General features: G+C 65.6%; 17 protein-coding genes. 8 read left to right on the forward strand and 9 right to left on the reverse strand.

Going from position 1 to position 19,915, the window contains the following annotated elements:
* Positions 1-5: 5 nt before the first annotated feature.
* Complete coding sequence (locus AAD027_RS03360; RefSeq protein WP_341724583.1) at positions 6-785, forward strand: WecB/TagA/CpsF family glycosyltransferase; 780 nt, start codon at positions 6-8, stop codon at positions 783-785.
* A 175-nt stretch (positions 786-960) separates the two neighbouring features.
* Positions 961-1,812, forward strand: coding sequence for a formyltetrahydrofolate deformylase (gene purU / locus AAD027_RS03365; protein WP_341724584.1), 852 nt, complete (start codon positions 961-963; stop codon positions 1,810-1,812).
* Positions 1,813-2,070: 258 nt separating this feature from the next.
* On the opposite strand, the gene AAD027_RS03370 is transcribed toward purU, so the two are convergent.
* Positions 2,071-3,405, reverse strand: a complete 1,335-nt coding sequence (locus AAD027_RS03370; RefSeq protein WP_341724585.1) for an APC family permease — start codon at positions 3,403-3,405, stop codon at positions 2,071-2,073.
* Positions 3,406-3,639: 234 nt separating this feature from the next.
* Between AAD027_RS03370 and AAD027_RS03375 the strand changes: the two genes are divergently transcribed.
* Positions 3,640-4,953, forward strand: a complete 1,314-nt coding sequence (locus tag AAD027_RS03375) for an amidohydrolase (RefSeq protein ID WP_341724586.1) — start codon at positions 3,640-3,642, stop codon at positions 4,951-4,953.
* 316 nt (positions 4,954-5,269) lie between these two features.
* On the forward strand, positions 5,270-6,598 hold the full coding sequence (locus tag AAD027_RS03380; protein WP_341724587.1) for a M20 family metallopeptidase: 1,329 nt from the start codon (positions 5,270-5,272) through the stop codon (positions 6,596-6,598).
* A 260-nt stretch (positions 6,599-6,858) separates the two neighbouring features.
* Here AAD027_RS03380 and AAD027_RS03385 read toward each other — a convergent pair whose 3' ends face one another.
* The 3 genes from AAD027_RS03385 to folE all read right to left on the reverse strand — a co-directional run bounded on the left by AAD027_RS03385 (position 6,859) and on the right by folE (position 9,485).
* Entirely contained in the window at positions 6,859-7,977 is a 1,119-nt protein-coding gene (locus tag AAD027_RS03385; RefSeq protein WP_341724588.1) for a baeRF11 domain-containing protein, read from the reverse strand.
* Positions 7,978-8,294: 317 nt separating this feature from the next.
* Positions 8,295-8,684: a YchJ family protein gene (locus tag AAD027_RS03390; RefSeq protein WP_341724589.1), complete on the reverse strand. Its 390-nt coding sequence runs from the start codon at positions 8,682-8,684 to the stop codon at positions 8,295-8,297.
* 195 nt (positions 8,685-8,879) lie between these two features.
* Entirely contained in the window at positions 8,880-9,485 is a 606-nt protein-coding gene (gene folE / locus AAD027_RS03395; protein WP_341724590.1) for a GTP cyclohydrolase I FolE, read from the reverse strand.
* A gap of 274 nt (positions 9,486-9,759) precedes the next feature.
* On the opposite strand from folE, the gene dcp reads away from it, so the two are divergent.
* A complete protein-coding gene (dcp, locus tag AAD027_RS03400; protein WP_341724591.1) occupies positions 9,760-11,910 on the forward strand; it encodes a peptidyl-dipeptidase Dcp in 2,151 nt (716 codons plus the stop codon).
* A 189-nt stretch (positions 11,911-12,099) separates the two neighbouring features.
* On the opposite strand, the gene AAD027_RS03405 is transcribed toward dcp, so the two are convergent.
* On the reverse strand, positions 12,100-13,011 hold the full coding sequence (locus AAD027_RS03405; RefSeq protein ID WP_341724592.1) for a LysR family transcriptional regulator: 912 nt from the start codon (positions 13,009-13,011) through the stop codon (positions 12,100-12,102).
* Between the two features lie 123 nt (positions 13,012-13,134).
* Between AAD027_RS03405 and AAD027_RS03410 the strand changes: the two genes are divergently transcribed.
* Both AAD027_RS03410 and AAD027_RS03415 read left to right on the forward strand, forming a co-directional pair.
* On the forward strand, positions 13,135-13,812 hold the full coding sequence (locus AAD027_RS03410) for a type 1 glutamine amidotransferase domain-containing protein (protein WP_341724593.1): 678 nt from the start codon (positions 13,135-13,137) through the stop codon (positions 13,810-13,812).
* 5 nt (positions 13,813-13,817) lie between these two features.
* Positions 13,818-14,120 carry a putative quinol monooxygenase gene (locus AAD027_RS03415; RefSeq protein ID WP_341724594.1) on the forward strand — a complete coding sequence of 101 codons (303 nt, stop codon included), beginning with the start codon at positions 13,818-13,820 and terminating at the stop codon, positions 14,118-14,120.
* Positions 14,121-14,213: 93 nt separating this feature from the next.
* Here AAD027_RS03415 and AAD027_RS03420 read toward each other — a convergent pair whose 3' ends face one another.
* Positions 14,214-14,579, reverse strand: a complete 366-nt coding sequence (locus tag AAD027_RS03420; RefSeq protein ID WP_341724595.1) for a SymE family type I addiction module toxin — start codon at positions 14,577-14,579, stop codon at positions 14,214-14,216.
* A gap of 418 nt (positions 14,580-14,997) precedes the next feature.
* Entirely contained in the window at positions 14,998-16,971 is a 1,974-nt protein-coding gene (locus AAD027_RS03425; RefSeq protein ID WP_341724596.1) for a hypothetical protein, read from the reverse strand.
* Between the two features lie 866 nt (positions 16,972-17,837).
* On the opposite strand from AAD027_RS03425, the gene AAD027_RS03430 reads away from it, so the two are divergent.
* Positions 17,838-18,230, forward strand: a complete 393-nt coding sequence (locus AAD027_RS03430; protein ID WP_341724597.1) for a GFA family protein — start codon at positions 17,838-17,840, stop codon at positions 18,228-18,230.
* A 91-nt stretch (positions 18,231-18,321) separates the two neighbouring features.
* On the opposite strand, the gene AAD027_RS03435 is transcribed toward AAD027_RS03430, so the two are convergent.
* Positions 18,322-18,810, reverse strand: a complete 489-nt coding sequence (locus AAD027_RS03435; RefSeq protein ID WP_341724598.1) for a LuxR family transcriptional regulator — start codon at positions 18,808-18,810, stop codon at positions 18,322-18,324.
* A gap of 48 nt (positions 18,811-18,858) precedes the next feature.
* The gene (locus AAD027_RS03440; protein ID WP_341724599.1) at positions 18,859-19,902 is read right to left on the reverse strand and encodes a virulence RhuM family protein; all 1,044 of its coding nucleotides are present in this window, start codon (positions 19,900-19,902) and stop codon (positions 18,859-18,861) included.
* Positions 19,903-19,915: the final 13 nt, after the last annotated feature.

A 19,915-nucleotide genomic window follows, 5' to 3' on the forward strand; every position in this document is an offset into this window, starting at 1 on the left:
GCCTCATGAGCGCAACCGACACCGAACGAACGCGTGCCGAACCGGCAGCCGCGAATCCACAGCCGATCTGGCTGGGCGGCTATCCGATACATTCGCCCACGCGCGAACAACTGGCGGATGAACTGCTGGAAGCGGTGGCATCCGGCCGCAAGCGCCAGGTGTTCTTCGCCAACACCAATTTCGTCGTGCAGTGCCAACCGTTGCGCGCGCGCCTGCGGGCGCCGTCGGTGCGCGTGGTGAACGACGGGATCGGCATGGACCTGGCGGCCCGGCTGGTGCACGGGCGCCGTTTCGCCGAGAACCTCAATGGCACCGACTTCATCCCCTACCTGTCCGCCCGCAGCCCCCGCCCGCTGCGGTTCTTCCTGCTCGGCTCGCGCCCGGGCGTGGCGGCGCAGGCGGCCCGGCACATGGTGCGGGCGCTGGGACAGGAGGTGGTGGGCACCTGCGACGGGTACGCGGAGTACGCCGCCGCCGGCAACGGCCTGGTGGACCGCATCAATGCCTCGGGCGCGGATGTGGTGCTCGTCGCCTTCGGCAACCCCGCGCAGGAAGCCTGGATACTGGATCACTGCGCCGCCTGCACCGCTCCGGCGATGTTCGGCGTGGGCGCCCTGCTGGATTTCCTTTCCGGCAACGCCAGGCGCGCGCCGCCGTGGATGCGCTCGCTGCACCTGGAGTGGCTGTTCCGGCTGATGTGCGAACCCAGGCGTTTGTTGAAGCGCTACACCTGGGACCTGGCCGGCTTCTTCCGGATCTGCCTGCGCGCCGGCAAGTCGCCCTGACCCATCGCGGGGTTCGCGCCCGACATGCGCCGGCACCGCGGGTTCCTGCGGCCGGCACCCGCTCCGGGCCGCCGCAAGTGTGCTAAACAGCAGCCCTTGGCCTGCCGGCTCGCCGAAGCGAACGGTGCGCCACCGCTGCCGTTGCCCACACTTATTTCCGGACCCAAGCCGCCCCATGCGTCGCGACCACATCCTCACCCTGTCCTGCCCGGACCGCACCGGCATCGTCTACCGCGTCACCGGCCTGCTCTACGAATCGGGCTGCAACATCCTCGACGCGCAGCAGTTCGGCGACGAGGAATCCGGCCGCTTCTTCCTGCGCGTGCACTTCGACGTGCCCGGGCCCGCGGAGATCGAGGTGCTGCACGAGGGCTTCGACTCGCTGGCCGAAGTGTTCGGCATGGACTGGCGGATCCACGACGCCAGCCGCAAGGCGCGGCTGATGGTGCTGGTCAGCAAACAGGGACATTGCCTCAACGACCTGCTGTTCCGCGTGCACAGCCGGCAGCTGCCGGTGCGGATCGCCTGCATCGTGTCCAACCACGAGGATTTTGCGGCGCTGGCGCAGTCGTACAACGTGCCCTTCCACCACCTGCCGGTGACCGCGGCCAACCGCGCGGCGCAGGAACGGCAGATCGTCGACCTGGCGGAACAGGAGGGGATCGACCTGGTGGTGCTGGCGCGCTACATGCAGATCCTGTCGCCGGAACTGTGCGATGCGCTGGCCGGTCGCGCCATCAACATCCACCATAGCTTCCTGCCCAGCTTCAAGGGCGCCAAACCCTATCACCAGGCGCACCAGCGCGGGGTCAAGATCATCGGCGCCACCGCGCACTACGTGACCCGCGACCTGGACGAAGGCCCGATCATCGAACAGGACGTGGCGCGCGTGGACCACGCGATGACGCCGAAGGAACTGGTGCGCATGGGCAGCGACATCGAATCGCTGGTGCTGGCGCGCGCCGTGCGCCGCCACGTGGAGCACCGCATCCTGTTGAACGGGCACCGCACGGTGGTGTTCCGGTAGGGCGGGCCCCGGCCCGCCGCTTCATTGCATCTGCGTTTGGCCGCATGGCTTACGAGAAGGCCTCCCTTGTGGGAGCGACGTCAGTCGCGACCGCATACCCACGTCGCGACTGACGTCGCTCCCACAGGTCCTTAGCCACGGATCACGCGGATAAGGCTTTTTATCCTGATCCGCGTTTTTCCGCGTGATCCGTGGCGAATGGCTTTTCTCGACTTCGCTGTCGCGACTCACGTCGCTCCTGCAGAGGAGCTCGGGGAACTACACCGTCTCCGCGCGCTTCACGGTTCTCACCAGGGCATACACCGCCACCAGAACGGCCAGGGCGATGCCGATGGCCAGCCATTCGCGGGCGGTCAGGGTGGCGACGATGGCGGTCATGCCGCCTGCCGCCAGCAGCGGGATCAGCGGGCCGCCCCACAGCACGAACGGCTGGCCGTGTTCGCGCAGGTCGATCTTCTGCGCGCGCCAGGCGGCGATGCCGACCAGCGCGTAGACCACGCAGACCGCGCCGCCGGACACCAGCGCCAAGGCCTCGAAGCTGCCCAGCACGGCGAACAGGCAGGCCAGCGCCGCATGCACGGACAAGGCCAGCAACGGCACGCGATGCGCGGCGCTGACGCGGCTGAAGGCATGCGGCAGGAAGCCGTCGCGGCCCAGCGCGAACAGCAGCCGCGACGAGCCCAGCAGGTTGCCCAGCAGGAAGCCGGCCATCGAGATGCAGGCGGTGGCCAGCAGCAGCGCGCGCGCCGGCGCCCACAGCCGGCCGGCGGTATCGGCGATGGGCACGCCGCTGTCGGCCAGCGCGCGGCCCATCACGCCCTGGCCCACGATCTGCAGGCCGATGTACAGCAGCACCACCAGCAGGATGGCGGCCACCGCCGCGCGCGGCACATTGCGCGAGGGATCGCGCAACTCGCCTGTCGGCATCAGCGCGGTCTCGATGCCGGAGTAGGCGAACATCACCAGCACCATCGAGGAACCCAGCGCCGCCCACGACGGCACGTCGCCGATCCGGAAACTGACCTGCCCCCGATCGACGAAGAATGCGCCGATGGCGATCAGCAGGAACAGCGGCGCCAGCTTCAGCGCCGCCAGCACGGTAATGGCGCGCGCACCCAACCTGACCCCGAAGGCGTTGAGCGCGAACACGCCGGCATAGGCGGCGACCAGCAGCGCGGCGCGCCAGCCCGGCTGCGCGAACGCCGGCGCCAGGCTGGCGACCTGCAGCGACAGCGCCGCCGCCACGCCGGCACTGGACGCCACGTTGCAGATCCACATCAACGCACCGGCCAGGAAGCCCGGCAACGGGCCGAACACGACGCCGACGTAGGTATAGGGACCGCCGGTGGCGGCGGCGCGGCTGCCGATGGCGGCGAAGCACAGCACGATGGGCACGATGGCCAGGGCGCCGGCCACCAGCGCCAGCGGCGCGGCGATGCCCATCTGCGCGGTCAGCGCGCCAGGCATCTTGAAGATGCCGCCGCCGACGATGACGTTGATGACCGCCGCGGTCAGCGCGAAGGTGCCGACCGCGCGGATCAGGGCGCCCTCGCCTTCCAGCGGGCTGCGATGGGGGGGTGGATCGGCGCTCATCGGCATCTCGTCCCGGGGACGGGCAGCGTCGCACGACCGATGGCCGATTGCGAGGCATGCGCGGCGTGCCGATATGACTTTCCCTCATGTAGGAGCGGCTTCAGCCGCGACCGCGATCCGTGGCCTCCGGAAAATTCCTGGAAGCCGATGATTCGCGGTCGCGGCTTACGCAGCTCCTACAGGTCGTCGGTCGGACCGCGCTACCATTCATCCACTCCCACGTGGAATGCCTTGATGCCTTCTCCGAACCGAATCGCGACCCGCCTGCTGTCCGCCGTGCTGCTGCTGCTCGCCGCCGCAGCATCCGCACAGGCCCAGGATTCCATCGCGACGAAAACCCTGCAGGACCTGCAACCCAAGCTCGTCGCCTGGCGCCGCGACATCCACCAGCACCCCGAGCTGGGCGAACAGGAAGTCCGCACCGCCAAGCTGGTCGCCGACCACCTGCGCGGACTTGGCTTGCCGGTGCGCACCGGCGTCGGCAAGACCGGCGTGGTGGCGGTGCTGAAAGGCGGCAGGCCCGGCCCGCGCATCGCACTGCGCGCCGACATGGACGCGCTGCCGGTGACCGAACAGACCGGCCTGCCATTCGCATCGAAGGTGAAGACCGAGTACCGCGGCCAATCCGTCGGCGTGATGCACGCCTGCGGCCACGACGCGCACGTGGCCATCCTGATGGGCGTGGCGCAGGCGCTGGTGGCGGCGAAGGACGAACTGGCGGGCGAGGTGATGTTCGTATTCCAGCCCGCCGAGGAAGGGCCGCCGGTGGCGGGCCAGGCCTTCGGCGCGGCGCTGATGCTGCAGGAAGGCGTGTTCGAGGATTTCAAGCCCGATGCCGTGTTCGGCCTGCACGTGTGGGCCGGCCTGCCGGTGGGCGCGGTCGGCTACCGCAGCGGCCCGTTGATGGCGGCGGCGGACGAATGGATGCTGACCGTGCGCGGCAAGCAGACGCATGGCTCGCGCCCATGGGACGGCGTGGACCCGATCACCCTGGGCGCGCAGATCCTGCTGGGCACGCAGAGCATGATCGCGCGCCAGGTCAACATCGCCAGCAGCCCGGTGGTGCTGACCGCCGGCCAGTTCCAGAGCGGCGTGCGCTTCAACATCATCCCGGACGAGGCCACCCTGGTCGGCACGCTGCGCACCTTCGACCCGGCCGTGCGCGAGGACGTGATCGCCCGCTTCCGTCGCATCGCCGACGATTACGCGCACGCCAGCGAAGGCGGCGCGGAACTGCAGGTGGTCAACAACGCGCCGGCCACGATCAACCAGCCCGCGCTGGCGCAGCGCGTGCGGCCCTCGCTGGAGAAGGCCGTCGGCGCCGGCAACATGGTGGAGATGCCGCTGGTGACCGTGGCGGAGGATTTCTCGCAGTTCGCCAACACGGTGCCGGGGTTCTACTTCTTCGTCGGCTCGACCTCCGCCGGCATCGACCCGGCCACCGCGCCGATCAACCATTCCCCGCAGTTCCTGCTGGACGAACAGGCGCTGGAAACCGGCAGCCGCGCGATGCTGCAGGTGGCGCTGGATTACCTCGCCTCGCCTTGATATTGAATCTCGTGTAGGAGCGCCCCATGGACGCAATGCTCTACCGATGAAAGCATCGCGGGCATCGCCCGCTCCTACGGGGAATAACGTCGGACCCTCGCCGTCGTCCCCGCGCAGGCGGGGATCCAGTGTCTTCGCTTTCAACGGCTTGGAGTCGCCGGGTCCCCGCTCGCGCGGGGACGACGAACGAATTGCAGTTGCCGGACCCTGCCCGGAGTCCTCCGCACGGCATGCTGCCTCTCCGGCATCGATCCCGTCGCAACCCCGCCACAGCCGTTGCGGTTAGGATCGTCCCATCCCACCGGAGCCCGACACGATGCGCCACGCACGTCCCCTCGCCCTTTCCCTGCTCACCGCCGCGCTGTGCTGTGCGCTGCCCGCCGCCGCACAGGACATCACACCCGCGCAACGCCCCGAAGTCGTCGCCGCCAGCAAGGCGGTGCAGGCGCAGGTGGTCGATTGGCGCCGGCATTTCCACCAGCATCCGGAACTGTCCAACCGCGAGGAGCAGACCGCCAGGCGCGTGGCCGAGGAACTGCGCAAGCTCGGCCTGCAGCCGCGCACCGGCATCGCCCACCACGGCGTCACCGCGATCATCACCGGCGGCAGGCCCGGCCCGCGCATCGCGTTGCGCGCGGACATGGACGCGCTGCCGGTGACCGAGCGCAATTCGCTGCCGTTCGCCTCCAAGGCGACGGCGACCTATCGCGGCGAGACGGTCGGCGTGATGCACGCGTGCGGGCACGATGCGCATACCGGCATCCTGCTGGGCGTGGCGAAGTCGCTGGTGGCGATGCAGGACCAGTTGCCGGGCGAGGTGATGCTGGTATTCCAGCCGTCCGAGGAAGGCGCGCCGGCCGGCGAGGAGGGCGGCGCTTCGCTGATGCTGGAGGAAGGACTGTTCGCCGACTTCAAGCCGGAGGCGATGTTCGGCCTGCACGTGTTCTCGTCGATCCCGGTCGGCCGGATCGGCGTGCGCCAGGGGCCGCTGATGGCCGCGTCGGACAGCTTCAACCTGAAGGTGATCGGCCGGCAGACGCACGGCTCGCGGCCGTGGGGCGGGGTGGACCCGATCGTGGCGATGGCCGACGTGATCGGCACTGCGCAGACCATCGTCAGCCGCCGCACCGACATCTCCAAGCTGCCGGCGGTGGTGACCTTCGGCGCCATCAAGGGCGGCATCCGCTACAACATCATCCCCGACGACGTGGAGGTGGTGGGCACCATCCGCACCTTCGACGAGGGCATGCGGCAGAAGATCTTCGCCGACCTGAAGAACGTGGCCACGCACGTGGCCGCCGCGCACGGCGCCCGGGTGGAAGCCAACGTGCCGGACAGCGACGGCAATCCGGTCACGGTCAACGACCCCGCGCTGACGGCCCGCATGACGCCCAGCCTGAAGGCCGTGGTGGGCGCGGACAACGTGATCGAACCGCCGCTGCAGATGGGCGCGGAGGACTTCTCGTTCTACGCGCGGGAAGTGCCTTCGATGTTCTTCTTCGTCGGCAGCACCGCCAAGGGCACCGACCCGCTCACCGCGCCCAGCAACCACTCGCCCGAGTTCATGCTGGACGAAGGCGCGCTGGACGTCGGCCTGCGCGCGCTTCTGCAGGTGACGCTGGATTACCTGCACGGCGGTTCGTAAGTACCGCCATCTTTTTTGTAGGAGCGACGTCAGTCGCGACCGGAAGCCTCCACGTCGCGACTGACCCGTATCGACATGCCGATACGACTCCTGCAGTCGCGGATCAGGGGTGGTCGCCGTCGAGGCGGTACCAGCGGCCAATCGACGGCTCGCCGCAAGGCATGGCGCGACGGGTGCTCGTGGAAGCCGCGTGCGACGTTCTGGCAGCGACCCGTCGGCAATGATGGGAAGCGGCGCGCGGAATCCGCTTCAGGGCACCGTCAGAGCGGGCTTCGCAGGATCGCGGCGAGCGATTTCCCGTCGGGGATGTCGCCCTTGCGGACCCCGAGCACCTTCGCGCCCGAGCGCAGCGCACGGCCTGCGATCTCATCGACAACACCGTAGTTGCGTGCATCGCCGGCCTCGTCGAACGTCACCTCGCCGGTTTCCTCATCCACAGTCCCATCCACTACGTTGTCGATGTCGACCAGGAGCTGATCGATATTGCCGAACGTCGCCGCCCGCGCGGCGTCGGAGATATCGGTCGTGGCGCGGCGCTGGCCGCTGCGCGTTTCGAACACGGCCCGGAAGTCCGCGACCTGCTTGTCGTAGTACGCATCGAGGATCGGTCGCGCGGCGTTTGCGAGATCGGCGTCGCTGGTCCTGTCGTGGCTCCCCGATATGGCCTGCGGCAGGGCGGCGACGGAACTCACCGAGCGGAAGATGGCCTCCACCGGCTGCGTCGCGGCGAGAATGACGGGAAGGTCGCTGCCGGCGAGGATCGGGCGCAGGGCCGCGTCGACCTTGCGCACATATTGCGCCAGACGGGTCTTCTGTCCCTCGCTGCCCTGCACTCGCCCGCTCGGCGAGCGGTCGTTGATGGTGGACTTGCCGACGGCGCTGGCTGCGTCCTTCGGCAGATCAGGCACTTTCACCGTCGCCGCCGGCAGATCGGCCGAGACTTCGACCAGCCGCACGGCGTTCTCCGAGATCGCCAGCACATAAGCCGCGTGCGGGAAGGTGATGGCACGGATCAGCGGCTTCAGATGAAAGCGGTCCGATACTTCCACGATCTCGCTCAGCTTGTTGGCCAAGCGGAAGGTGCGCAGGAAATCCGGCGTGGCGAAGACGGCGAGGCTATGCGCCTGGAACCGCCAGAACTCATCGTCATCGGCGAGATCGTGCAGATGCTCCTCGAGCGCGGCAAGGCGCCGCTTGTCCGCTCCCCCGTCGCGAATCTGTCCGACCGCCTCCCTGGCGAGGTTGGCGAGCTCGATGCGCGCCTTGTGGATGTCCTGGGTGATGGGCGTCGTCGGCAGATAGATCGAGACGCAGACGTCCGCGCGCAACCCGTTCAGGGTGGACAAGTCACGTGCTGTCGGAGTATCGAGATAAAGCATGAGGTTCTTCCTTCGGCAGATGGAGGATGGTGGCTTGCCGGACCGAACAGGAAAAGTCGGCGCCAGGCGAAAACCCGGTCATCGGGTGGTCGAACATATCCATGTGCAGCGACCTCGAGTATCAATGCGCATCCTTGCCCACGGACATAGTCGCATGTCTCCGTAAACAAGCCCGTCACGACGGCGGCGCTGTCCTTCTCCTCCGGGTCGATCGCGATACGCCCCCGCGATCGCGCCGATCAGTGCCGGACGATCGGCCTTGATGGAGGCAACCTCGCGATTCCGACAGATCTCACAGACGAAAACGCGGGGATACCTCAGGACCGGGGGTGGTCGCCGTCGAGGTAGTACCAGCGGCCCTCGATGCGCACGAAGCGGCTGCGTTCGTGCAAGCGGACCGCGGAGCCGCCGCCGACGCGGTAGCGGGCGACGAACTCCACTTCCGCCGCATCCGGGCCGGTGACGCGATGCCGCTTGACGCTCAGGTCCAGCCAGACGGTGTGCGCATCCGGACCGTCTTCCACGCCCAACTCGGCCGGACGGGTGTCGGGATGCCAGCTGGCGCGCAGGTAGGCGGCGTCGCGCAGCACGAAGGCGCTGTAGCGCGAACGCATCAGCGCCTCGGCATCGGGCGCGGCTTCCCCGGCATGGTAGCGGCCGCAGCAGGCGGCATAGGCGCGGCCGGTGCCGCAGGGACAAGCATTCATGCTGTCGATACCCCTGTAGGAGCGGCTTCGGCCGCGACCGGAAACACAAGGAGTTTTAGACACGGATCAAAGCGAACAACCACAGATAAAGCCTTTGCTTCTGATCCGCCTTTATTCGCTTTGATCCGTGTCGAAATGCTTTCCAGAGTTTGCGGTCGCGGCTGAAGCCGCTCCTACAAAAGACCGGCAGACTCGTTAGCGCCGGCCGGTCCCGGATTCGATGAAGCGCAGGAACTCGGCGCGCGTGCGCGCATCCTCGCGGAACTCGCCCAGCATCTTGCTGGTGACCATGCTGACGCCGCGCTTGTGCACGCCGCGGGTGGTCATGCACTCGTGCGCGCCGTCCACCACCACGGCCACGCCGCGCGGCTGCAGCACGTCCTGGATGCACTGCGCGATCTGCGCGGTCATCTTCTCCTGCACCTGGAAGCGGCGCGCGTACACGTCCACCACGCGGGCCAGCTTGCTGATGCCGACCACCTTGCCGTTGGGCAGGTAGCCCACGTGCGCCTTGCCGATGATCGGCGCCATGTGGTGCTCGCAATGGCTCTCGAACTCGATGTCGCGCAGCACGATCATCTCGTCGTAGCCGGCCACTTCCTCGAACGTGCGCGCCAGGTATTCGCGCGGATCGATCTGGTAGCCGCTGAACCAGTCGCGGTACGCCTTGGCCACGCGCTTGGGCGTGTCCAGCAGGCCCTCGCGGCGCGGGTCCTCGCCGGCCCATTCCAGCAGCACGCGCACCGCGTCCTCGGCCTGCGCCTGGGTGATCTTGCCGGTGGTGTCGTCGGAGGCGCTCATCACGGAGATTCCTTCGGGGGGCGTGGATGGTAACCCATCGGGCCGCTGCACCCTGTTCCATGGCATGAACGACGGGCGATGCGCGCCATGCGGAACGATGGGCGGGATCGGCCGGCGCCCGCGTGCCTTCGCCCGCCTTGCCGGAATGCCCGCCACCGCCGGATGGCATGCCCAATGGCATTTCCGAACCCGGGCGGCCGGGCGCACACTATGCTGACGCCTGCCGCCCTGCGACATACCTTTACCCGTGTAGTACTGTCCCGGAGTCCCTCCCATGTTGCGCAAGCTGTTCCTGCCTTCCGCGATCGCCCTGGCCCTGGCCGCCTGCGGCGACCGCCCCGCTTCCGAATCCACGATGCCCGCCACCGATACCGCCACGCCCGCCCAGGGCGAGAACCCCCTGTTCGCCACCAGCACGCTGCCGTTCCAGGCGCCGCCGTTCGACAGCATCAAGGACGCCGACTACCAACCGGCCATCGAGGAAGGCATGCGCCGCCACCTCGCCGAAGTCCGCGAGATCGCCGATAACCCGGAACCGGCCACCTTCGCCAACACGTTCGAAGCGCTCGAGCGCAGCGGCGCGCTGCTCACCCGCGCTTCGACGATCTTCTTCGCGATGACCTCGGCCAACACCAACCCGACGCTGCAGGCCGCCGAGGAAGCGCTGGCGCCGAAGCTGGCCGAGCACAGCGACGCGATCCACCTGGACCCGGCGCTGTTCGCCCGGGTGAAGACGGTGTACGACCAGCGCGACGGCCTGGACCTGACGCCCGAGCAGAAGACCCTGGTCGAGCACAGCTACGACGACTTCGTGCGCGCCGGCGCGCAGCTGTCGGACACCGACAAGGCCGAGCTGCGCAAGCTCAACAGCGAGGAGTCCTCGCTGACCACCGCTTTCAGCAACAAGCTGCTGGCGGCCGGCAACGCCGGCGGCGTGTTCGTCGCCGACGCCGCCCGGCTCGATGGGCTGGACGAAGGCGCCATCGCCGCCGCCGCGGAAGCCGCCAAGGCGGCCGGCAAGGAAGGCCAGTGGCTGCTGGGCCTGCAGAACACCACCCAGCAGCCGGCGCTGGGCTCGCTGAAGGACCGCGCGCTGCGCGAGCAGGTGATGGCCGCCTCGCTGGGCCGCGCCGAGCACGGCGACGGCAACGACACCCGCGCCACCATCCAGCGCCTGGCCGAACTGCGCGCGCGCAAGGCACAGCTGCTGGGCTTCCCCAGCTACGCCGCCTACAGCATCGCCGACCAGATGGCCGGCACGCCGGAAACCGCGCTCAAGCTGCTCAACGACACCGTGCCCGCCGCCACCGCCCGCGCGCGCGCCGAGCTGGCCAAGATCCAGGGCGTGGTGGACGCGCAGCAGGGCGGCTTCACCGCCGGCGCCGCCGACTGGGATTTCTACGCCGAACAGGTGCGCAAGGCCGAGTTCGACCTGGACGAATCGCAGATCCGCCCGTACTTCGAACTGGACCGCGTGCTGAAGGACGGCGTGTTCTTCGCCGCCAACCAGCTCTACGGCATCAGCCTGCACGAGCGCACCGACATCCCGGTCTACCACCCGGACGTGCGCGTGTTCGACGTGCTGGACACCGACGGCAAGCAGCTGGCGCTGTTCTACCTGGACCCGTTCAAGCGCGAGAGCAAGCAGGGCGGCGCGTGGATGGGCAACTTCGTCGAACAGAACGGCCTGACCGGCGACATCCCGGTGATCTACAACGTGGAGAACTTCACCAAGCCCGCCGCCGGCCAGCCCGCGCTGCTGAGCTTCGACGAGGCGACCACGCTGTTCCACGAGTTCGGCCATGCGCTGCACGGCATGTTCTCGAAGACCACCTACCCCAGCGTGGCCGGCACCAACGTGCCCCGCGACTTCGTCGAGTTCCCCTCGCAGTTCAACGAGCACTGGGCGCTGGACCCGAAGGTGTTCGCCCACTACGCCAGGCACCACCAGACCGGCGAGGCGATGCCGCAGGCGCTGGTGGACAAGATCGTCAAGGCGCGCACCTTCAACCAGGGCTACGCCACCACCGAATACCTGTCGGCGGCGCTGCTGGACCTGGCCTGGCACCTGCTGCCGGCCGGCGCCGGCAAGCAGGACGTGGACGCGTTCGAGAAGCAGGCGCTGGCCAAGTACAAGGTGGACCTGCCGGCGGTGCCGCCGCGCTACCGCACCAGCTACTTCAGCCACATCTGGGGCGGCGGCTACGCGGCCGGTTACTACGCCTATTTCGGCGCCGAGGTGCTGGACCACGACGCCTTCCAGTGGTTCCGCGAGAACGGCGGCCTGACCCGCGAGAACGGCCAGGCGTTCCGCGACAAGATCCTCTCCATCGGCCACTCCCGCGACCTCGCCGTCGCCTACCGCGACTTCCGCGGCAAGGACCCGAGCGTGGAGCCGCTGCTGGAACATCGCGGCTTGAAGTAACAGCACTCCGGATCGTGGCACGAATCCTTCGCCCGCGACGCAAGTTCCTGGTGGAGAAGCGGGAGGCATGGGAAAAACAAGCACCCCCCGGCAACGCCGGGGGTTTCCCTCAAGGCGAATGAAGCCGGAACATCCGTTCGCTCATCATGCCCATCGACGGGATCCATCCGGATCGCTCCGGCAAGCGCTCTAGTCGTGCTCTGACCCCTGTCTTGCCGCATCCAGCAGGAAATCGCGCAGCAGCCGTGCGCTCGGGCCGATGCGCCTGGAATGCACCAGGTGGATTTCCAGCGGTGCGGTTTCGACATCCGGCAGCACGCGCACCAGCTCGCCGGAAGCCAGCGGCGCGGCGGCGTCGTACGCGGGCAGGCGCGCGATGCCCTCGCCGGCCAGCACGAAGGCCAGCCGCGACGCCGCGCTGTCGGTGACGACATCGCCTTGGACCGGGATATCGACGGGCGATCCGCCGAGGGTCGCCGTCACCGTGCGCAAGGTCGGGGGATAGACCACCCAGCGATGCTGTTCTAGCTCGGCGACCGATGCCGGGGCGCGGTAGCGGCGCAGGTAGGCCGGCGCGGCGCACAGCATCGTGGGCTCGCTGACCAGGCGACGCGCGACCAGGTCCGAATCCGCCAGCGGCCCCGCGCGCACGGCCAGTTCGATGCCCTGCTGCACAAGGTCGACGTTGGCATCGTTCATCGCCACGTGCAGGCGGATGGCGGGATAACGCCGTCGGAACTGGAGCAGGGCCGGCACGATGCGGGTGCTGCCGAAATGGTGCGAGCAGGTGATGCGCACTTCGCCGCGCGGCTCGGCGCGCAGCAGTTCCATGCCGCGGATGCCGTCGTGGGCTTCATCGACCAGACGCTCGCAATGCACGCGGAACGCCTCGCCGGCCGGCGTCAGGCTGAAGCTGCGCGTGCTCCGCTGCGCCAGCGGCACGCCGAGTTTCGTCTCCAGCGCGCGCACGTGGTGGCTGACCACCGCGCGGGTGAGGCCCAGTGCGCGTGCGCCCGCCGCGAAGCTGCCATGGCGCACGACCGTCGCGAAGATCGCCATGGCGCGGAGTTCGTCCAGGACGGGCGTGGGCTGGTCCTCCATGCCCTGATTGTCTTATCTACTTTGACAATCTGTCAACGCTTTCGGATCTACTCGTGCCCCGCTGGCGTCAATAGATTGTTTCCTGCCCGGAATCGCCGGGTTTGCGAAACAAAGGAGCGTGTCATGAGCGTCAAGCATGTCCTGTTTGTTGTGACAAATGCCGCGGTGATCGGCCCGAACGACCGCGCCACCGGTTTCTTCTTCCCGGAGATCGCGCACCCGTTCGAAGCCCTCGACAAGGCCGGCATCGCGGTGGAATACGCTTCGCCGCAGGGCGGCAAGCCGCCGGAAGACGGGTTCGATGGCGACGATGCCGCGCAGGCCGGTTTCCTGCGCAGCGCGTCGTACCGCCGCCTGGCACGCAGCCGCAAGCTGTCCGAGGTCGACGTGCTGGACTACGACGCGATCTTCTTCCCCGGCGGCCTGGGTCCGATGGTCGACATCGCCCGGAACCCGGAGGTGCAGGCGGCGGTCCTCCGTGCGTGGAACGGCGGCAAGATCGTGGCGGCGGTGTGCCACGGCCCCTCGGCCCTGCTGGGCGTCACGCTCGACAACGGCACGCCGCTGGTGCGCGGCCGCAAGGTCGCCGGCTTTTCGACGGCGGAAGAAGACGGTTACGCCCGCGCCGACGTGCCGTTCGACCTGGAAAGCGCGCTGCGCGAGGAAGGCGGTCTGTACGAGTCGGCATCCCCATGGCAGCCGAAGCTGGTGGTCGATGGGCGGCTGATCACCGGCCAGAATCCAGCCTCGAGCGCGCTGGTCGGCGAGGCGATCGTCGAAGCCCTGAGGAAGCAGGCGTGATGGCCGTGCGCGGGCCTCTGGTGGTGATGGCGCACTGGCGGACCACCGAAGCCGCGCTTGGCGACGTGCTCGCCCACGTCGCCGAGCTTCGCGCCGCATCGCTGGCGGAGCCGGGTTGCCTGGGCTACGACGTGTTCCGGGCGATCGACGCCCCCGACACGCTGCTGCTGCTGGAGCGCTACCGCGACGCCGCGGCGCTGGAGTCGCACCGGCAGTCGCCGCACTACGCTGCATTGGTGGTCGGGCGCATCGTGCCGCTGCTGGCGGAGCGGCGGGTGGAGGTTCTGCAGGCGCGGGAGCCGGGTTGAGGGCGTTGCGCTTTGCAGCCGCATAGGCGGCGTGGTTGGTTCATGGGAAGGCCCCGCGGTGCGGGGCCTTTTTGTGTGCGGGAACCGGCGGCGTCAGCCGTCTTGCCTGCGCCGGGTCACCAGCAAGACGCCACGGCCGACGGTGACGTGCAGTTGGTCGCCGACGGCGAAGCCGCAGTGTTCCAGCCAGCGGCCGGCGAGACGGAGCTTGGGTACGGCGCGGCCGATGGTGCGTTCGCCGTGGCGTTCGTCGTAGTACTGGGCGCCCAGGGTGCAGCGTTGGGGGGTGCGGTGGCGGGGGCTTGGCGGGGACGCGGGTTTCGCAGGGACAAGGAGCACAGGTTGTGGTGCGTCGGTGACGGGCGGGTCTTCTGCCAAAGTCAGTTTGCAGGTGGCACGGCGGGGTTTGCGGGTGGACTTGGGCGCGGTGGTGCGCGCGAATGATTTGCGTTGGGTCATGGTGGATTCCTTGTGTGATTTGGAATCCGTCGCCTCGCTGTCAACCAAGGCGGCGGACGATGCGCGGTTGACAGACCGGCCACAAGGAACCGGCAGACCTTGCGGTCTCCGCGCACCGCCCGCCATGTAGCGGGCACGCTTCCATGCTCCGAAGATCGGGCAAGAAAAAAGCGCCGGTCATCGGTCGATGGGCGCTGGTGCGCCTTGTGGTTACAGGCTGTCAAACCCGGCTGCTGGTTTTACGGCAGCGGGAGGATGGTGCTACTGCGGAGGGTGAAGCGTCAACTGGTGTGGCGAATAGGATTGCGGTGGCCGACTCTCGGCTAGAGAACGTGAAACGGTAAGCTCACGAGCTAGACAAGAGGATTCCCCCTCGACTCGTCTCCCAGATATACAAGCTATCCCAGGTGGCCCGAGCTTAGGACGCCAGTGCAATAGCCGCCATACCATATGGCATATCCCATTGATCTAATATCTTCACAATCACTGTGACGCGCTTACGGCCGGTGGACTCTAGTATCTCACTCGTGAGTTGACTAACTCTCTCAGTGCGCTCGGGCACTAGAGTGCGATGGAGAACCACCACTGCGATCGCCGCCTCGTGCCCGTGCGGAACCGCCACCATCGCGCACTCGTGCTTTGGATCCTTATACGATTTAGGGATGGCATACCGCAGCTTCGTTACGCCGTCCCAAAGCACGCTCTGGTTGCGAATGCTGCCTACCTCAAGCAGATCAATAGTCATAGTTGTCCACCCTGAAGGTTGCCGGGTAAAAAGTGCCTCCAGAACTGTACGAATTGGAGAGTTGATTGCTAGTTGCGGCTTTCGGGCGGTCATACCCGCTTCAACGCATGCATAGTAATCGTCGACTGACTTGGATTCCCCCGTTGCGACAAATGTAGTGGGGATGTCGTTGATCTCTGGAATGTGAAACAGCGTCGATAGATATACACCCAGAAGATCAAGCTCATCTGCGACCAAAAGAGCTGTCCTTTGAAATCTAGGATGCTTAACGAAGTAATGCAGAATCACTCCTGGACTCTCAAGGATGTCGATGACAGTTTCGAAGTCTGCAAGACTCAAGGTAGCTGGAAGCTCAAGATCTTTCGGGACCCATCCCACCTTCTTCAGGTCGTTCTCTAGTGCAGTAATCATCGAAAAGTCGTCCAACGTGATAGATAGGCGAATGACGGTATCTATAGTATTAGGATCAACTTTAATCTCGGCAGCAATCCGGGTTGATTCTATATCTCCACTCTTTGCACGTTTAATGATCTCAGTGAGGCGGCTGGATTGAAGTGCCGGCGCAACGACTAGTTCACCTATGTGTTTCTTCAGGCGGTCGGCGGAACCTCTGAGTGCTTCCGATGTCAGAGCCGCAGACTTAGCCTCGACAATGAGTAACGTCCTATCCAGATTGATAAGCCAATCGGTTTCATACTGTTCCCGGCCCAGCTTCCATTTCACTGATGGGTCTACACTTGCAGTCGGGAATGCACGTCGAAGCACTTCACCCACCCTTCTCTCAAGAAATTGGGCCCTTCGACGCTCGTATATCTTCTTAAGACCAAATTCCTCAATGAGGGATCTCATGATCCTATGAATATGACTGAAGGCGGCTTGAGGCAGTGGGAATAAGTAGTTCTCACCATGCTTGATTCCTGGCTTTGACCATACCGGATTGTCCATAAAAAAAAGCATGATGGAGCCTTGAGCCAAGCTACCCGGCTCTCTTGAAAGATACTCAAAGATGGCTTTTACAGCTTCGCAAGATTCTTGTATATCACGCGCAACATCCTCAGGATCAAAAGTTGCTGCGTTGAGCAAAGCCAAGTCTGCGTGTGAGAGGAGGAGTTGCTTCAACTGCCCTATAGACATCCGAGGGATGTTGGATAGGAATTCTTTTGGTGTTCCCTGTAGCGGAGCAAACTCTCTAAAATACTTCCTAACCAGTTCTGATCTCTTGCTTGATTGCATTACTCTCTTCAATCGCTGGAAACGATTGCTAGCCCTTTCTTCGTATATTCTGACCATCGCTCTAATGCATTTGATCAATTGACGAGCGGTGAATCCAACGGCAGCCATCAATTCAACATCCATCGACCCATAAAGCTCAGATGCAATCTCCCGCACTTGATGGGAATAACCCCAATTCCGGACGATCTGCGTATGCAGCCTCATTCTTTCCTGAAGGGCGAGCTGTACGCTCTCTTCCGCCCCCATCTCGTTGGCCATCCTGGCCATACGAGACTCAGAGAATGCACCTGCAAGATCGCGCACGCTGTCTATAGCTTCGCCGATGACATGTGGCGTCGGGGGTAAGGCGCCAATTTCTTCTGCTGATACGGTGAGAGCGATTGCCTGCAGCATCTCCACATGGTGCTGATTCATATGCGAGATCATCGGTTGCCCCGAGGGGCCATCGGGGCCAATCCCTTGCACTGATACGTAGTGACCAAGGATTGCGACGAGTGCTATCGGGTCCTGCTCCAAAAAGAGCCGTCGTATACGTTCGACAAATGACGGCAAGCACTCTGTAGCGCTCTTTCCGCGCTTTGCGAAGGCCTCAATTAGAAGCTCCCGGTCTACCCTGTTGAAAGGATGGGGAGCAAGCCTCATCTGTGGCTGCTGACTTCCAGCCTTAAGCTTACCTTTGCTCTTCCGTCCACCACGCCCTGTCATTTAGCTACCTTAGCCTTAGTTAGCAGTCGCAGTTAAATAATTTCTAGAATCGATATACGGACGCCAGCGCACTTTCTCCGCATTGAACTGAACGCCTTAGAAGAGTACGCACGACCAAGAATCCTACTCTGATCCCGCGCCATGGAAGTTCAGATTCGACTGAATGATTCGCTTGCTTACAGATTCTTTGGGAGCGCCCTCGACGTACCAAATCTGAGAAGCCTTTCCACGCTCTGCTAGTGATTGGCTTCGTGCTTCCGTTAATTGACTGACCTTCGACGAAGTAAGGCCGCCAATATCTGGGGAAACAGGGGGACTCCAGAGCACTATTTTTTACCACGAAGACCCCACCATCACCCCGCGTTTCCAGTCGATCTTCGCGGACCCGCCCACAATGGCCGGGAAGACGAAGCCCCTCACCTTGCCGCCCATGGGCAACGGCCATTGTGGCTTCTCTGGCGAACAGATCGGCAGCGCGTTCAAGACGTGGGTGGACTGGGTGCAGAGCGGCCATCGTCCCCGCATGGAGTAGCCTGCACACGCAGCGCACCTGCCTGCGTTGAAGGAGAACCCGCATGGACCACTTCACCGGCGGCTGCCTCTGCGGAAGCGTCTGCTTCGTGGCATCGGGACGCCCCCACCGCGTGGGCCTGTGCCACTGCCTGGACTGCCGCAAGCACCATGGCGCCCTGTTCCATGCGTCAGCGATCTTCCCCCAGGACGCCGTGACCGTGGAGGGCGAAACCCGCGACTACGCCGGCCGGTTCTTCTGCCCCCGCTGCGGCTCGCCCGTGTTCGCCCGCACCGCCGACGAGATTGAAGTGAACCTGGGCTCCCTGGACGCCCCCGACCAACTGCAGCCCACCTACGAACTGTGGACCGTCCGCCGCGAATCCTGGCTGCCGCCGTTCCCGCTGGCGAAGCACTATGTGCGTGATCGCGAGGGTGTGGGGCGTGCGGAGGAGTAGGTGCTTGGCTCAGCGCGGGACCTGATGCGGCCACAAAGAGTCAAGGCGAAAGGCGCTGGGTCCCCGCCTGCGCGGGGATGACGGCAGAACATCACGGCCGTCCATCCACCCGGGTGAACTGCGCCGTGCGCATCACCGGCGTCGCGTCTTCCTTGAAGTAGGCCTCGGTTTCGGTCAGCACCTTGCCATCCGCGCTCACCGAGTACACCCGCGTGGATCGCGGCACGCCTTCATAGACGAACTGCATGACCAGCACGTTGGGCGCCGGCATCTTGGCGGCCAGTACATCGACCCAGTACGTGCCCGAAGCGCGTCCCGGCGTGCCGTCCAGCGACAGCGTGGATTCCGAAGTCATCGCGCGGTCGTTCTGATCGACGATCAGCACCTGCGTGGCGATCCTGCCGTCGGCCACCGGATCGAAACTCAGCGTGACCCGCTTCGGCCGCATCTCGGGCGGCATCGGCAACGTGGCGGTGTCCAACGTCCACCGGCCGAACAGCGGCGATTCCGGCGCGGCCGCCGAAACGGGCGCGGCCTGCAGCGCGGCGCTGGCGAAGAATGCGACGAGTAGTGCCTTCATGCGGACTCCTTCATGGATTCAACACTTGCAGCCGACCGGACACCCCGATCATTTTCCTTTTTCCTTCCCGTGAGCCTTCAACGCCCTCTCGGCCGCTTCCAGCGCCCCAATATCCTCTGCATCCGCCGCCACCGCTTCCGCTCGGCGACGGTGGGAGTCGAACACGTCGTAGCATTCGTGCGCGACGACCTTCATCGCCGCGTGACTGACAGAGCCCGCCCCTTCCAGCACCGGACGGTCGTTGAAGGCCAACAGCCGGTCCACGTTTTCGCGCCAGTAATCCAGCGTGAGCGCCTTGCGGTCCTTGACCCTCAGCTCGGCCTGCTCCAGGAAGATCACCACCAGCCGGTTGAGCGAATCGACCTCGTCGGCGCTGAGGTAGTTCTTGGCAACGAGAACATCCCCCTTGCGCACGCGGCTTCCCTCCCAATGGCTCAACCCCATGTTGGGCCGACCGGGGTCCGCACGCGCGACGACCAGCTCGGCGGCGGTCTTGCCGGCGACTGCATACAGCAGCTTGTTCTGGACCTCGGCGAAGAACAGCGATGCCTGCTGCTCACTATCACGGTAATCCACGCTCAGGGCGAACAGGTCGCGGACCTTCTGGTAGAAGCGCTTCTCCGACGCGCGGATGTCGCGGATGCGCGCCAGCAGTTCGTCGAAGTAGTCCCAGCCGCCGGGATCCTTCAGGCGCGCGTCGTCCATGACGAAGCCCTTGACCAAGTATTCGGATAGCTGGGCGGTGGCCCACTGCCGGAACTGGGTGCCGCGGGCGGACCGGACGCGGTAACCGACGGCGAGGATGGCGTCGAGGTGGTAGTGATCTACCTGTCGGCGAACCTGCCGTTCACCTTCAATTTGAACTATCCGGAGTTTCCGGATAGTTCGTTCAGCTTCCAATTCGCCTTCTGCAAGGACGTTCTGCAAATGCTCGCTGACCGTCTTTACCGTGACTTGGTACAGCTCGGCCATCTGCGCCTGCGTCAGCCAGACCGACCCGCCTTCCAACCGCACCTGGATGCGGGTCTGCGCATCCTCCGTGCGATAAAGGATCAGATCCGAAGCCGGATTCTCGGCGTCCTGCGTACTCATGCAACCTCCTTGT

The sequence above is a fragment of the Pseudoxanthomonas putridarboris genome (genome assembly GCF_038321125.1).
Lineage (GTDB): Bacteria > Pseudomonadota > Gammaproteobacteria > Xanthomonadales > Xanthomonadaceae > Pseudoxanthomonas_A > Pseudoxanthomonas_A putridarboris.